This is a genomic window from Micromonospora sp. NPDC050686, from assembly GCF_040654475.1.
GTDB lineage: Bacteria > Actinomycetota > Actinomycetes > Mycobacteriales > Micromonosporaceae > Micromonospora.
The window spans coordinates 107,864-122,582 of the sequence record NZ_JBFAID010000001.1 but is presented as its reverse complement, the minus strand read 5'-3'; the positions used below and the strand labels follow the sequence as shown (position 1 = coordinate 122,582).

Here is a 14,719-nt window from a genome sequence, read left to right as displayed (position 1 = left end):
GCCGCCCCGCAGGGGTGAGGAGCCGGCCCGGCCGGCGGCCGGTGCGCGACGGCCGGTCACCCGCCGACCGGGTGAGCGGCCCGGCCGGATGAACGGCGTCATCGGCGGGTTCACCGCCCTGGTCGCGGTGATCGCCGTCGGCTGGGTCCTCGGCCGGACCGGCACGCTGGGCGTTGGCGCCGGCCCGGTGCTGTCCCGGTTGTCGTACTTCGTGGCGACGCCCGCCCTGCTGCTGCTCACCCTCGCCGGGGCCGATCCCGCGGCGCTGCTGTCGGCCGCCCTGGTGGCGACCGCCGGCAGCGCGGTGCTCAGCGGGCTGGCGTACGCGGCGCTGGCCCGGTGGCGCTGGCGGTCGCCGCCGGCCCAGCTGGCCGTCGGCGGGCTCGCCTCGTCCTACGTCAACGCGGGCAACCTGGGCATCCCCATCGCGGTGTACGTCCTCGACGACGCGTCGTTCGTGGCCCCGGTGCTGCTGTTCCAGGTGCTGGTCATGGCGCCGGTCGGGCTGGCCGTGCTGGCCGGCTCCCACCCGGCGGGCGACGCCCCGGCCCGGTGGCGGCTGCTCATCCAGCCCCTGCGCACGCCGGTGGTGGTGGGCTGTGGCCTGGGGGTGCTCGTCGCGGCCACCGGCGTGGATCTGCCCGCGCTGGTGCTGAAGCCGGTCGAGCTCACCGCCGCGCTCGCGGTTCCGGCGGCGCTGCTGGCGTACGGCATGAGCCTGCACGGCGCACCCCGGCCCGCGTCCGGCGACGGCGCCGCCCCGGTGTGGCTGGCCGTGGGGCTCAAGATCGTCGTCCAGCCGGCCCTCGCCTACGCCCTCGGCCGCTGGGCCGCCGGCCTGTCCGGGGTGGCGTTGCTGGCGGTCACCGTCACCTCGGCCCTGCCGACCGCGCAGAACGTGTTCGTCTACGCGTCGTCCTACGACCGGGGCACGCTGCTGGCGCGGGACGTCGTGCTGCTCACCACCGTCCTGTCCGGGCCGGTGCTGATCGGGATCGCCGTACTGCTCGGCTGACTGGAAGGGAACCTCATGCGGCTGTTCGATCCGCGCGGGCTGATGAATCCCGGGAAGGTGCTGCCGGAGTGAGCCGCAGCTGTAAGGAGCGTCACCACCATCGCTCCTTCCAGCTGTGGATCGGCTGGGAGTATCCTCGGCGGGCGATGACCAATGTCTGGCACCTGACCGTGCGCCTGTACGTCGACCTCCGACGGCAGGCCAGCGGCATCTGTCCGGCGCAGCCGCTCTCCTGACGCTGCCCCGTTCACCTCCACCAGACCCTTGGACGTCCCATGGCTTCCGCCCTGCGCAAGATTCCCTTCTCCGTACAGATCCTGGCCGGCCTGGTGCTCGGCGTGGCGCTCGGCTTCCTCGCCCGCGCCGCCGACCTGAGCTGGCTGGCGACCACCCTCGACACCGTCGGCGGCCTCTTCGTCCAGCTGCTCAAGCTGGCCGTCCCGCCGCTGGTCTTCACCGCCATCGTGGTCAGCGTGGTCAGCCTGCGGGGCGTCGCCAACGCCGCCCGGCTGGCGCTCAAGACCCTGCTCTGGTTCGGCGTCACCGCGCTGATCGCGGTGACCATCGGCATCGGCCTCGGCCTGCTCACCGACCCCGGACGGGGGGTGACGCTGGACGTCACCGGCGCCGAGGCGCCGAGTAGGACCGGCTCCTGGACCGACTTCCTCACCGGCATCGTCCCGACCAACCCGGTCGGCGCGTTCGTCGACAACAACGTGCTCCAGATCGTCTTCCTCGCCCTGGTGGTCGGCGCCGCCGCGCTGCTGATCGGCGAGGCCGCCGAGCCGTTCGTGAGCCTCAACCGCTCGGTGCTGGCCATCGTGCAGAAGGCGCTGTGGTGGGTCATCCGGCTCGCCCCGATCGGCACGCTCGGCCTGATCGGCAACGCCATCGCCTCGTACGGCTGGGACCTGCTCGCGCCGCTCGCCAAGTTCACCACGGCCGTCTACGTCGGCTGCGCCATCGTGCTGTTCGTGGTCTATCCGGTGCTGCTGGTGGCCGCCGGCCGGCTCAACCCGCTGCGCTTCTTCGCCGGCGCCTGGCCGGCGATCGAGCTGGCCTTCGTCTCCCGCTCCTCGGTGGGCACCATGCCGGTGACCCAGCGTTCCGTCGAGCGTCTCGGCGTCCCCCGCGAGTACGCCTCGTTCGCCGTGCCGTTCGGTGCCACCACCAAGATGGACGGCTGCGCGGCGATCTACCCGGCGCTGGCCGCGATCTTCGTGGCGCAGGTCTTCGGCGTCCAGCTCGGCGTCACCGACTACCTGCTGATCGCCTTCGTCTCCGTGGTCGGCTCGGCCGCGACCGCCGGCCTGACCGGCGCGATCGTGATGCTCACCCTGACCCTGAGCACGCTCGGCCTGCCGCTGGCCGGCGCCGGCCTGCTGCTGGCGATCGACCCGATCCTCGACATGATCCGTACCGCCACCAACGTGGCCGGGCAGGCGCTCGTGCCGACCATCGTCGCCGCCCGCGAGGGCACCCTGGACCGCACCGCGTACGAAAGCGCCGGCCGGCGGGACCTGACCGACGCCGACGAGGCCGAGCAGCCCACCACGGACCGGCTCGCCCCGGTGCCCGCCTGACCTCGGTTCGGGTGCGTCTGTGGTCGGTCCCGCGACGACAGACGCACCCGAACCAACCGTCCGCTCGCCGCTGTGGAGGATCACCCCCATGAGTGCCCTGTTCACGCCGCTGGCCCTGCGCGCGGTCACCCTGCCCAACCGGGTCGCCATGGCCCCCATGTGCCAGTACAGTGCCGGCCCCGACGGCCTGCCCACCGACTGGCACCACGTTCACCTCGGCGCCCGGGCCGTCGGCGGCGCGGGCCTGATCGTCACCGAGGCCACCGCCGTACTGCCCGAGGGCCGGATCAGCCCGCAGGACACCGGGCTCTGGTCCGGCGCGCACGTCGACGCCTGGCGCCCCATCACCGGGTTCCTCGCCGCGCAGGGGGCGGTGCCCGCCGTGCAACTGGCCCACGCCGGGTTCAAGGCGTCCACGTACCGGCCGTGGGCGGAGCACCGGGGCGGGGTGCCGGACGCCGCGGGCGGCTGGACCCCGGTGGGCCCGGGCCCCGAGCCCTTCGTGCCGGAGTACCGGCGCCCGACCGCGCTGGACGAGCAGGGGATCGCCGAGGTGGTGGCCGCGTTCGCCGCCGCCGCCGGCCGGGCGCTGGACGCCGGGTTCGCCGCCGTGGAGATCCACGCCGCGCACGGCTACCTGCTGCATGAGTTCCTCTCCCCGCTGACCAACCACCGGGCCGACGGCTACGGCGGCGACCGGGTCGGGCGGATGCGGCTCACCCTGGAGGTGGCCCGCGCGGTCCGCGCGACCGTCGGCGAGGACGTACCGGTGCTGACCCGGATCTCCGCCACCGACTGGGTGGCCGGCGGCTGGACCGTCGAGGACAGCGTGGTGCTGGCCGGCGAGCTCGCCGCGGCCGGCGTCGACCTGGTCGACACCTCCTCCGGCGGCGCGGCGGTCGGGGCCAGCATCCCGGTCGGCCCCGGCTACCAGGTCCCGCTGGCCGCCCGGATCCGCCGCGACGCGGGCGTGCGCACCGGGGCGGTCGGGCTGATCGTCGAGCCGGAGCAGGCCGAGCAGATCGTCGCCGCCGGCGAGGCCGACCTGGTGCTGCTCGGCCGCGAGCTGTTGCGTGACCCGTACTGGCCGCGCCGCGCCGCCGCCAAACTCGGCGCCACGCCCGCCTGGCCCGCCCAGTACACCCGCGCCACCTGACCCACCCGCACCCATCCCGCCGCCCGGCGGCGGCGCGGGGGCCGAAGTCTCGGGCCCCGCGCCGCCCAATGGGCGCCAGTGCCGGCGATGGGCGTCAGCCGGCCAGGTGGGACCAGCGGCCCTCCAGCTCCCGCCAGGGGCCCTGGGCCACCACCGCGCCGTCCACCAGCACCACGACGTGGTCGGCCCGGACCAGCGCCGCCCGCTTGGCGGTCGACCCGACCACCGTCACCCCGTGCTCGCGCAGCGCCGCCCAGAGCGCCAGCTCGGTGGTGACGTCCAGCGCGGACGACACGTCGTCGGCGACCAGCAGCTCGGTACGCGGCGCGAGCGCCCGGGCCAGCGCCAGCCGCTGGAGCTGCCCGCCGGAGAGCCGGGTGCCCTTGTGCCCGATCAGCAGCCCCAGCCCGCCACCGGCGGCGGCCAGGTCGTGCTCCAGTTGGGCGGTCGACACCGCACGGGCGGCGTCCACCTCGTGCCCGAGGGCGATGTTGTCGGCGACGGTCCCGGAGAGCACCCGGGGCAGCTGTCCCACGTACCCGACCTGGCTGGGGCGGAGGAACAGCTCCGGCTCGGTGACCGGCTCGCCGTTCCAGCGCAGGGTGCCGGTGTGGTGCACGATCCCGGCCAGGGCCCGCAGCAGCGACGACTTGCCGGAGCCGACCGGCCCGACCATCAGCACCAGTTGTCCCCGCTCGACGGTCAGGTCGACGTCCCGGACGGCGAGCGTCCCGTCGGTGTGCAGCGCGCCGAAGCCGACCAGTTCCAGCCGGTGCAGCGGGCGCCGGGGCGGTGGCTGCGGCGCGGGCGCCGTCCCGGCGGCCAGGTCCACGCCCGGCACCGACGCGGAGTACCGGCCCACCCCGGCCATCGCCACGGTCCGGCGGGTCCACACCCGCGCCGACGGGTAGTGCGACACCAGCGCGGCGGTGGTCCAGGCGAACCAGCGGGCCGCGCCGAGGGTGGACACGGCCACCAGGGTGGCGCCGGCGGAGAGACTGCCGGCCAGGTAGAGCGCCCACGCGCCGACCGGCAGCAGCCCGCTGACCACCGACGGGGTCGACCGCGCCCAGACCTGCATGGCGATTTCCCGGCGCTGCCGGTCGCTGCGCACGGTGTCCAGCCTGGCCAGATGGTCGAGCACCGGGCGGGTGGCACCGGCCAGCTTGACCGTGCGGGCGGCGGAGAGCGACGAGACCAGCGCGGTGGCGAAGGCCGCCCGGGCCTTGACGGTGCCGCCGGCGGTGCGCTCCAGCCGCGGCCCGAACAGGGTCGCCGCCAGGCCGGAGACCAGCATCGTGCCGAGGAAGAACAGCCCCGGTACGACGCTGCCGGTGACCGCGGTCATGGTGGCCACGATGGCCAGCGAGATGAACTGGTCCATCAGGTTGTCGGCGAGCTGCACCACCCGCTCGGTGTCGCCGCCCTGGGCGACCACCTCGGCCGGGGTGTGGCCGCTGACCCGGCGCGGACCGGTCTGCCCGTGCACCAGGCGCAGGCTGATCCGCAGCATCTGCCGGATCCACCACTGCGGGAACCACAGGTTGGTCAGGTAGGGCAGCGGCAGGACGACCAGCAGCGCGGCCACGATGCCGAGCGCGGGCAGCCACGGGCTGCCCCCGTCGACCAGCCCGGCCCAGAGCCACGGCAGCACCGCGCCGTCCAGGCCGAGCAGCGTCATCACCACGAACAGGGCGACCGACACCAGGCCGTACCGTGGGTCGTTGGTGCCCAGCCGCAGGATCTCCCGCAGGGTCCGCGCGGGCGGCGCGGCGGGCAGCGGTGGCGGGTCGGCCCTGGGTACGGCCGCCGGGGCCGGCCTGGCCGGCTCCGGCGGGGCCGGTTCCGGGTCGGGGCCGCCGGTGGCGGCGGGCATCGCCTCCGGCCAGTGCGCGCGGGGTCCGGGCAGCAGGTCCACCCCACCGCCGCTGCCGGCGCCCGCCCCGACGTACGCGGCGGCGTGGCTGGTGGCCAGCAGCTCGGCGAAGCGCGCCGACTCGCGCAGCGGGCCGGCCTCCAGCACCGCGCCGTCGGCCATCATCACCACCTCGTCGCACTGGCGCACCGAGCTGAGCCGGTGCGCGATGACGATGCCGATCCGGTCGGCGAGCAGCCGTTCGGTGGCCTGGCGTACCCGGGTCTCGGTGACCGGGTCCAGCCGGGCGGTGGCCTCGTCGAGGATCACCACGCGCGGGTCGCGCACCAGAATCCGGGCGAACGCCACCAGTTGCTCCTGCCCGGCGGAGAGGACGTGCCCGCCCTCGCCGAGCCGGGTGCCTACGCCGTCTGGCAGCTCCGCGATCCAGCCGGCGAGCCCCAGCTCCGCCAGCGCACGGGTGGCGTCGTCGAGCAGCTCGGGGTCGAACAGGGCGACGTTCTCGGCCAGCGTGCCGGCCAGGATCTCGGTGCGCTGCGGCACCACGGCGATCCACCGGCGCAGCGCCTCGACGTCCAGGTCCACCAGGTCGGTGTCGCCGAGGAAGACGGTGCCGTGGGGCACGTCCACCGCCCGGGTGAGCACCTTGGTCAGGGTGGACTTGCCGGAACCGGTCCGCCCGAGCAGGGCGTACGAGCGGCCACGGGCGAAGGTCAGGTGGATGTCGCGCAGCGCCGGCTCCCGCTCCTCGCCGGTGGCGGGGTAGCGGAAGGTGAGCCCGCGCACGGTCAGGTCGCCGTCGACCGGGGTGGCCCCGCCAGCCGGTTCCTGCCGGGAGTCCTGGAGCAGCTGCACCCGGGCCCAGGCGCCGAGGGCGTACTGCAGGTGCGGCACCCAACGGGCGATGTGTTCGACGGTCGCGCCGAACGCGATGGCGAGCAGCCAGACGGCGGTCAGCCGGGCGCCGTCGATCCGGCCGGTGGACAGCGCCCACGCGCCGGCGATGACCACCGCGGCGATGCCGACCCGGATCGCGCCGGTGGAGAACGCGGTGACCTGGGCGGACATCCGGAACACCCGGCCACCCCGGCTGATCACCTCGGCGGCCCGCCGGGCGTAGAGGCGCAGCACGTACGGCCGGGCGAGACTGGTCCGTACGTCGTCCTGGCCGTGCACCGCCTCCTCCATCACCGCGGCGAGGTCCGACCAGGCCTCCTCCTCGGCCATCCGGGCCGGGGCGATCCGGGCGGTGGGGCGGCGCAGCACCACGCCCAGCAGCACGGTCAGCACGATCATGCCGACGCCCGCCGGCCACCAGACCACCAGCGCGCTGGCCGTGGCGAGCAGGCAGAGCGCCAGGCCCTGGATCAGCCGGACGCCGGTGTTCCGCAGCTCCGCGGCGACCTGGTAGACGTCGTTGTCGATCCGGTCGAGCAGCTCGCCGACCGGGGTGGTCTCCAGGGTGGGCAGGTCCTGCCCGAGCGCCACCCGGCAGAGCCGGCGGCGCACGTCGGCGGACCAGTCGGCGGTGAGGCCGGCCATCAGCAGGCCGATCAGCAGGTCGGTGACGACCGCGGCGACCAGCGCCACGGCCAGCCCGGCGAACCAGCCGGCGGAGCGGTGCACCAGCACCGGCCCGGCCAGCGCGGAGGCGGCGGCCTGGCCGGCGGCGCCGAGGACGACCAGCAGCCCGACCACCGCCATCCGGCGTGGCGCGGTGGCCCAGAGATCGCGGAACAGGCGCATGAGCGGTCCTCCCGGACTCGGGTCGGTGGGGGCGGTGACCCCAGCCTGGCCCGTCCGGCCACGACCGATCAACGCATTTACGCCGCCGGCATACGCCGCACGTCTGCGCCACCCGGCGCTCGCACGATCTCTGCGATCACCTCGATCGCCTCGCCCGGCGCGCGTTCGGGGCAGGTGTTAGCCGGGGGCCCCGCCTATATCGAAAGCGTTAACCGGAGCCCCTTCCTAACACCTCAGAAGAGGACGGTGGCGAGGGTGCCGACGGGGCGGAAGCCGCACCGGGCGTAGACCCGGCGGGCCGGCAGGTTGAAGTCGTTGACGTAGAGGCTGACCGTCGGGGCGACCCGGACCAGCGCGTCCCGCACCACCGCGGCCATCGCCGCCGTGGCGATGCCCCGCCCACGCCACTCGGGCGCCACCCAGACCCCCTGGATCTGGGCGGTACGCCGGGTCACCACCGCCAGCTCCGCCTTGAAGACCACCCGGCCGTCGACGAACCGGGCGTACGCCCGGCCGGCCCGGACCAGGTCGGTGACCCGCCGCCGGTAGCCGCGCCCGCCGTCCTCGGCCAGCGGCGAGACGCCGACCTCCTCGGTGTACATGGCGACCGCGGCCGGGAAGAGGAGGTCCACCTCGCCGGGGCGGACCCGCCGTACCTGCGAATCGGGCGGCACGTCGGGCAGCGCGTCGGCGGCCAGCAGCGGCTGGTTGGCCCGGACGTCCCGGGCCGGGCCCCAGTGCTCCCGCAGCCGCTCCCAGAGGCCGAGCACGGCGTCCGCCCGGCCGACGATCGACGAGCAGAGCCGTTCCTCGCCGACGAGCAGGTCGGCGTAGGCGGCGACGGCCGGCTCGGTGGCGAGCACCGGGGTGAGGTTGCCGCCCAGCCAGCAGATCGACTCCAGGTTGCGGCGGCTGCCGTAGCCGAGGATCCGGCCCTCGGCCCGCCACCAGGCCAATCCGCGCGCGGCGACCCGCTCGGCCACCTGCGCACCCGCGTACGGGTCGAGGTCGAGCAGCCGCTCGACCGCGCGGCGCTCCGATTCCCCGAGTTGCCGTACCGGCACCGTCAGCACGAATACCAGCCTGCCAGACGCGCCGCCCGCCCGTCGGTGGGACCCGCCCCTCGCCGGCAGCGCGCCATCCTTGTCGCTGATGCATCGGCGATATATCGTTGATGCATCAGCGATAGCTCCCAGGAGGATCGAATGGGATTCCACCGACGAATGCACGCGATGCACGAGGCCCGGATGCGCGGGATGGGCTTCCCCCCGTTCCCGCACGGCCCGCACGGCCGCGGCGGCCGGGGGCGGGGCCGCCGGCCCAACGTCCGCGGCGCCGTGCTCGCGCTGCTCACCGAGCGGCCGATGCACGGCTACGAGATGATCCAGGAAATCGACTCCCGCACCGGCGGGGCCTGGCGGCCCAGCCCGGGATCGATCTATCCGACCCTGCAACTGCTGGAGGACGAGGGCGTCGTCGCCACCACCGTCGAGGAGTCCGGCGGCGGCCGGAAGCGGTTCACCCTGACCGAGCAGGGACAGGCCGAGGCGACGGAGGCGGCGCAGGCCCCGCCGTGGGCGGAGTTCGCCGAGGACACCGTCGCCAGCTGGCACGACATCCGCGAGGCCGGCATGCAGGCGATGAACGCGCTGCGCCAGGTGATGAGGAACGGCACCGACGACCAGCGCGAACGCGCCGCCCAGGTGCTCGACGAGACCCGGCGCAAGCTCTACGCCATCCTCGCCGAGAGCGAGTGAGCGCCGCCCGGCCCCCGGCGGGGGTGCCTGCCACCCCCGCCGGGTCGTGCCGGTTCAGCCCGGCCACTCCTGCCGGGTCGCGCTGGTTCAGCCCGGCCACTGCTACCGGGTCGCGCTGGTTCAGCCCCGCCGGACCGCGGTGAGCAGCAGATACTCCCACCGCATCGCGCCGGCTTCCAGGTGCCGCCGGGCCAGCCCGGCGAGATCGCGATCCAGGGCGGCGGTCCGGTCGGGGTCACCGGCGATGGCCCGGTACACCGCGACCGTCGGCCCGTAGTGGGTCTTGAAGTAGTCGCGGAACGCCTCCGGCTCGGTGAACCGGTCCACCACGACCGTCTCCCGGCGGGCGACCAGATCGGTGACCCGGTCCCCCAGCAGGGCCCGCACGTGCTCCTCGTCGCCCCAGAGCGGGGGCGGTTGCGCGCCCGGCGGCGGCGCCGGGGCGTACGGCTTCATGGTGGCGAACAACTGCCCGACGAAGCCGCCCGGCGTCCAGTTGAGCAGGCCGATGCTGCCGCCCGGCCGGCAGACCCGGACCAGCTCGTCGGCGGCCACCCGGTGCCGGGGCGCGAACATCACGCCCACGCAGGACAGCACCGTGTCGAACTCGCCGTCGCCGTACGGCAGCGCCTCCGCGTCGCCCTGCTGCCAGTCCAGCACCGCGCCCCGTCCGGTGGCGCGGGCCTGCCCGGCCGCCAGCAGTTCCGGGGTCAGGTCGCTGGCCACCACGCTCGCCCCGGCCAGCGCGGCCGGGACGGCGGCGTTCCCGGTGCCGGCCGCCACGTCCAGGACCCGGTCCCCCGGCCGTACGCCGGCCGCCCGCACCAGCGTGTAACCCAGCTCGGGAATGATCTCGTCGACGAGGGTCGGATAGTCGCCCAGCGCCCACATCTGCCGGTGCCGCTCCTTCACGGCCCGGTCCGCCTCCATCGCCTCGGTGGTCATGACGCATCTCCTCGTGGTCGGGTCCTGCTCCTCACCGACGCTAGGCAGCCGGGCCCGGGCCACCTAGTACCAGATGTGTACCGGTCGGCTTCCCGACCGGCGCCGGGCCGGCGCGGGCATAAGCTGCCGCCATGGGTGCGCCGTACCACCAGTTCTGCCCGGTCGCCAAGGCGATGGAACTGCTCGACGAGCGCTGGACGCTGCTCGTCGTACGGGAGCTGCTCAGCGGCTCCCGGCACTTCAACGAGCTGCGCCGCGGCCTGCCGCGAATGTCACCCACCCTACTGTCCCGGCGGCTGCACCAGCTCGTCCGGGCCGGGGTGGTACGCCGGCAGGCCGACGGGGCGTACGTGCCGACCCCCGCCGGCGAGGAACTGCGGCCCGTGCTGGAGGCGCTCGGCGCCTGGGGGGTCCGCTGGATCGGTGAGCTGGGCGACGAGGACCTGGACCCGAAGCTGCTGCTGTGGGACATGCACCGGCACGTCGACCACGACGCCGTGCCCGCCGGGCGGACCGTCGTCCGCTTCACCTTCCCCGACGTGCCGCCGAGTCAGCGCGACTGGTGGCTGGTGATCGCCGGCGCGGAGGTCGACGTCTGCGACGTGGACCCGGGCCACGCGGTGACCGTCACGGTCACCGCCCGGCTGCGCGGCCTGGTCCAGGTGTGGCGGGGCGACCTGACCTGGTCGGCGGCGCTGCGGGACGGCGCGGTGCAGGTGTCGGGCCCGGAGCCGGTGCGCCGGGCCCTGCCCGGCTGGTTCACCCTCTCCGCCTTCGCCACCGTGCCCCGCCCGGCCCCGGCCTGACGGCACCGGCCACACCGCCCGGCCGGCCTCCCCGGCAACGCCGCCCGGCGTGACCGTGCCGGCAGTGCCGCCCGCCACGCCGGCCACACCGCCGCGTACGCGAAAAGGGCCGGCCTCCCGCGGGAGAGCCGGCCCTTCTCGGTGGTTGTCAGTGCACGGTGACCGTGGCGCCGGGGACCAGGTCGCGCAGCTCCTCGGGGATCTCCGCGCCCATCTCGTCGGCCAGCCGGAGCGCCTCCTCGATCAGGGTCTCCACGATCTGCCCCTCGGGCACGGTCTTGATGACCTGGCCCTTGACGAAGATCTGCCCCTTGCCGTTGCCGGAGGCGACGCCGAGGTCGGCCTCGCGGGCCTCGCCGGGGCCGTTCACCACGCAGCCCATCACGGCCACCCGCAGCGGCACCGGCAGCCCCTCCAGGCCGGCGGTGACCTCCTCGGCGAGCTTGTAGACGTCGACCTGCGCCCGGCCGCAGGACGGGCAGGAGACGATCTCCAGGCCGCGCTCGCGCAGGCCGAGCGACTCCAGGATCTGGTTGCCGACCTTGATCTCCTCGACCGGCGGGGCGGACAGCGACACCCGGATGGTGTCGCCGATCCCTTCGGCCAGCAGCGCGCCGAAGGCGACCGCGGACTTGATGGTGCCCTGGAACGCCGGGCCGGCCTCGGTCACCCCGAGGTGCAACGGATAGTCGCACTGCTCGGCGAGCTGCCGGTACGCCCGGATCATCACCACCGGGTCGTTGTGCTTGACCGAGATCTTGATGTCCCGGAAGCCGTGCTCCTCGAAGAGCGAGCACTCCCAGAGCGCCGACTCGACCAGCGCCTCGGCGGTGGCCTTGCCGTACTTGGTGAGCAGCCGCTTGTCCAGCGAGCCGGCGTTGACCCCGATCCGGATCGGCACGCCCGCGTCGCCGGCCGCCCGGGCGATCTCCCTGACCTTGTCGTCGAACTGCCGGATGTTGCCCGGGTTGACCCGGACGGCGGCGCAGCCGGCGTCGATCGCGGCGAAGACGTACTTCGGCTGGAAGTGGATGTCGGCGATGACCGGGATCTGGGACTTCTTGGCGATCGCCGGCAGCGCCTCCACGTCGTCCTGCGAGGGCACGGCGACCCGCACGATCTGGCAGCCGGACGCGGTCAGCTCGGCGATCTGCTGGAGGGTGGCGTTGACGTCGGCGGTGAGGGTGGTGGTCATCGACTGCACCGAGACCGGCGCACCGCCACCGACCGGCACCGAGCCGACCATGATCTGGCGACTGGCCCGGCGCGGGGCCAGCGGCGGGGGCGGTACGGCGGGCATACCGAGACTGACGGAAGTCACTTCAGGCACTCACCTTGCGAAGAGCGTGATGGGGTTGACGACGTCCGCGGTGATGGTCAGCAGCGTGAACGCGCCACCGATCAGGATCACCCCGTACGTGAGGGGCATGAGCTTGAGGTAGTCGACGCGCCCCGGGTCCCGGCGACCGATCTTGGCGTACAGCCAGGACCGGGCGCGCTCGAACCAGGCGATGGCGATGTGGCCGCCGTCCAGCGGAAGCAGCGGCAGCAGGTTGAACACGCCGATGAAGAAGTTCAGCGACACGAACAACATGAAGAACAGGTACCAGGCGTTGTTCTCCACCGCCTCGCCGCCGAGCCGGCTGGCGCCGACCACGCTGATCGGGGTGTCCACGTCCCGCTCGCCGCCGGTGATGGCGGTCCAGAGCGCGGGCACCTTCTGCGGGATGCGCTTCATCGCCTCGTACGTGCCGACCGCCATCTGGCCGGTGTAGTCCCCGGTGGCGCCGAACGCGGAGACCGGCCCGTACGTGACCCGGGTCGGGGTGGTGAACTGGAGGCCGACGCCGAGCGCGGCGACCGGGCCGACCTTGCCGTCCGGGTTGTCCAGTGGCGGGCGCTGGGTGGTCGCCAGCACGGTGCTGGTGGTGGCCGGCTGGCCGTCGCGGACGTACCCGATCTCGGCGCGCTCGCCGGGCTTGGCGGCCCGCAGCGCGGTGAGCAGGTCGCCGTAGTCGGCAACCGGCTTGCCGTTGAGGGAGGTGATCCGGTCGCCGTCGCGCAGGTTGGCCTGGGCGGCGGGGCTGGCCGGGTCGCCGGCCTGGCAGGCGCGGGGGGTGGCTCCGGGCACCACGCACTCGGCGAGCCCGACCACCGCCGGCTCCTGACGGGCCTCGGCGTCGGTGGTCGGGAAGGCGGGATTGGGCAGGCCGACGGAGACCGCCATGATCCAGAGCGCGACCAGGGCCAGGGCGAAGTGGGTGATGGAGCCGGCGGACATCACGATCGTCCGCTTCCAGACCGGGTACCGCCACATGGCCCGGTGCTGGTCGGCGGGCTCGACGTCGTCGTCCTGCGGCGTCATGCCGACGATCTTGCAGAAGCCGCCGAGCGGGACGCCCTTGACGCCGTACTCGGTCTCGCCCCGCTTGACCGACCAGAGGGTGGGGCCGAAGCCGACGAAGTACTTGGTGACCTTCATCCCGAAGGCCTTGGCGGTGGCCATGTGCCCCGCCTCGTGCAGACTCACCGAGATGAGGATCGCGAGGGCGAAGAGCACCACCCCGAGCAGGTACGACATCAAGCTCCTTCCACCGAACCCGCGATGATCTCCTGCGCGTGCGCACGCGCCCACGACTCGGCCGCGAGCACGTCCTCGACGGTACCTGGTTCGGCGAAGTCGGGTGCGTCCTCCAGCACCCGCCGCAGGGTGTCGACGATGCCGAGGAAGGGCAGCCGCCCGGCCACGAACGCCGCCACACACTCCTCGTTGGCCGCGTTGTAGATCGCCGGCCGGCAGCACCCGGCCTCCCCGGCCGCCTTCGCCAGCGCCACCGCCGGGAACGCCTCGTCGTCCAGCGGGGCGAACTCCCAGGTGTGCGCCCTGGTCCAGTCCACCGCCGCCGCGGCGTCGGGCACCCGGTCCGGCCAGCCGAGACCGAGCGCGATGGGCAGCCGCATGTCCGGCGGGCTGGCCTGGGCCAGCGTCGAGCCGTCGGTGAACTCGACCATCGAGTGGATCACCGACTGCGGGTGCACCATCACCTCGATGTCGGCGTACGGCACGTCGAACAGCTCGTGCGCCTCGATCACCTCAAGCGCCTTGTTGACCATGGTGGCCGAGTTGATCGTCACCACCGGCCCCATGTTCCAGGTCGGGTGCGCCAGTGCCTGCTCGGGTGTGACCGACGCCAACTCGTCGCGCCGCCGCCCCCGGAAGGGCCCGCCGCTGGCTGTCACCACCAGCCGCCGTACCTCGCCCCGGGTGCCGCCGCGCAGGCACTGCGCCAGCGCCGAGTGCTCCGAGTCCACCGGGACGATCTGCCCCGGCCGCTGCACCGCGGCCTTCACCAGCGGGCCGCCGGCCACCAGCGACTCCTTGTTGGCGAGCGCGAGGGTACGCCCCGAGCGCAGCGCGGCCAGGGTCGGCGCCAGCCCCAACGAGCCCACCACCCCGTTGAGCACCACGTCGCAGGGCCACTGCGCCAGCTCGGTCATCGCGTCCGGCCCGGCCACGATCTTGGGCAGCTTGAAGTCGCCGGTGGCCCAGCCCCGGCGGCTCGCCTCGGCGTAGAAGGCGAGCTGGAGGTCCTGGGCGGCGGACGCCTTCGCCACGCCGACCGCCTCGACACCGAGTTCGAGGGCCTGGGCGGCGAGCAGTTCCACGTTGCCGCCGCCGGCGCCGAGCGCCACCACCCGGAACCGGTCCGGGTTGCGCCGCACGATGTCGATGGCCTGGGTGCCGATCGAACCGGTCGAGCCGAGCAGGACGAGGGCGCGGGGAGATGTCACGGGGCCATTCTTCCCCAGCGGCGCGCTGGGCCCGCCGGGAGCC

At 74.2% G+C, this 14,719-nt stretch carries 11 protein-coding genes; 5 read left to right on the top strand and 6 right to left on the bottom strand.

The window, feature by feature from the left end; all coding sequences use genetic code 11:
- Positions 1–88: 88 nt before the first annotated feature.
- The 3 genes from AB0H57_RS00565 (at position 89) to AB0H57_RS00555 (ending at position 3,754) form a co-directional block, all read left to right on the top strand.
- Positions 89–1,015: an AEC family transporter gene (locus AB0H57_RS00565; RefSeq protein ID WP_357501338.1), complete on the top strand. Its 927-nt coding sequence runs from the start codon at positions 89–91 to the stop codon at positions 1,013–1,015.
- Between the two features lie 287 nt (positions 1,016–1,302).
- Entirely contained in the window at positions 1,303–2,598 is a 1,296-nt protein-coding gene (locus AB0H57_RS00560; protein ID WP_357501678.1) for a dicarboxylate/amino acid:cation symporter, read from the top strand.
- Between the two features lie 88 nt (positions 2,599–2,686).
- Positions 2,687–3,754 carry an NADH:flavin oxidoreductase/NADH oxidase gene (locus tag AB0H57_RS00555; RefSeq protein WP_357501337.1) on the top strand — a complete coding sequence of 356 codons (1,068 nt, stop codon included), beginning with the start codon at positions 2,687–2,689 and terminating at the stop codon, positions 3,752–3,754.
- Between the two features lie 94 nt (positions 3,755–3,848).
- Here AB0H57_RS00555 and AB0H57_RS00550 read toward each other — a convergent pair whose 3' ends face one another.
- Positions 3,849–7,376, bottom strand: a complete 3,528-nt coding sequence (locus tag AB0H57_RS00550; RefSeq protein WP_357501336.1) for an ABC transporter ATP-binding protein — start codon at positions 7,374–7,376, stop codon at positions 3,849–3,851.
- A gap of 233 nt (positions 7,377–7,609) precedes the next feature.
- Entirely contained in the window at positions 7,610–8,449 is an 840-nt protein-coding gene (locus AB0H57_RS00545; protein WP_357501335.1) for a GNAT family N-acetyltransferase, read from the bottom strand.
- A 132-nt stretch (positions 8,450–8,581) separates the two neighbouring features.
- On the opposite strand from AB0H57_RS00545, the gene AB0H57_RS00540 reads away from it, so the two are divergent.
- Positions 8,582–9,133: a PadR family transcriptional regulator gene (locus AB0H57_RS00540; protein WP_357501334.1), complete on the top strand. Its 552-nt coding sequence runs from the start codon at positions 8,582–8,584 to the stop codon at positions 9,131–9,133.
- Between the two features lie 120 nt (positions 9,134–9,253).
- Here the strand turns inward: AB0H57_RS00540 and AB0H57_RS00535 are convergent, their stop codons facing one another.
- Positions 9,254–10,078: a methyltransferase domain-containing protein gene (locus AB0H57_RS00535; protein WP_357501333.1), complete on the bottom strand. Its 825-nt coding sequence runs from the start codon at positions 10,076–10,078 to the stop codon at positions 9,254–9,256.
- Positions 10,079–10,209: 131 nt separating this feature from the next.
- Here AB0H57_RS00535 and AB0H57_RS00530 point away from each other — a divergent pair, with 131 nt between their 5' ends.
- Positions 10,210–10,884: a helix-turn-helix domain-containing protein gene (locus AB0H57_RS00530; RefSeq protein ID WP_357501332.1), complete on the top strand. Its 675-nt coding sequence runs from the start codon at positions 10,210–10,212 to the stop codon at positions 10,882–10,884.
- 148 nt (positions 10,885–11,032) lie between these two features.
- On the opposite strand, the gene ispG is transcribed toward AB0H57_RS00530, so the two are convergent.
- The 3 genes from ispG to dxr are packed head-to-tail and all read right to left on the bottom strand — an operon-like array spanning position 11,033 to position 14,676.
- Positions 11,033–12,205 carry a flavodoxin-dependent (E)-4-hydroxy-3-methylbut-2-enyl-diphosphate synthase gene (gene ispG / locus AB0H57_RS00525; protein WP_357501331.1) on the bottom strand — a complete coding sequence of 391 codons (1,173 nt, stop codon included), beginning with the start codon at positions 12,203–12,205 and terminating at the stop codon, positions 11,033–11,035.
- Between the two features lie 9 nt (positions 12,206–12,214).
- A complete protein-coding gene (locus tag AB0H57_RS00520; RefSeq protein ID WP_357501330.1) occupies positions 12,215–13,465 on the bottom strand; it encodes a site-2 protease family protein in 1,251 nt (416 codons plus the stop codon).
- Positions 13,465–14,676, bottom strand: coding sequence for a 1-deoxy-D-xylulose-5-phosphate reductoisomerase (dxr, locus tag AB0H57_RS00515; protein ID WP_357501329.1), 1,212 nt, complete (start codon positions 14,674–14,676; stop codon positions 13,465–13,467). The genes AB0H57_RS00520 and dxr overlap by 1 nt, the downstream gene beginning before the upstream one ends.
- Between the last annotated feature and the right edge of the window lie 43 nt (positions 14,677–14,719).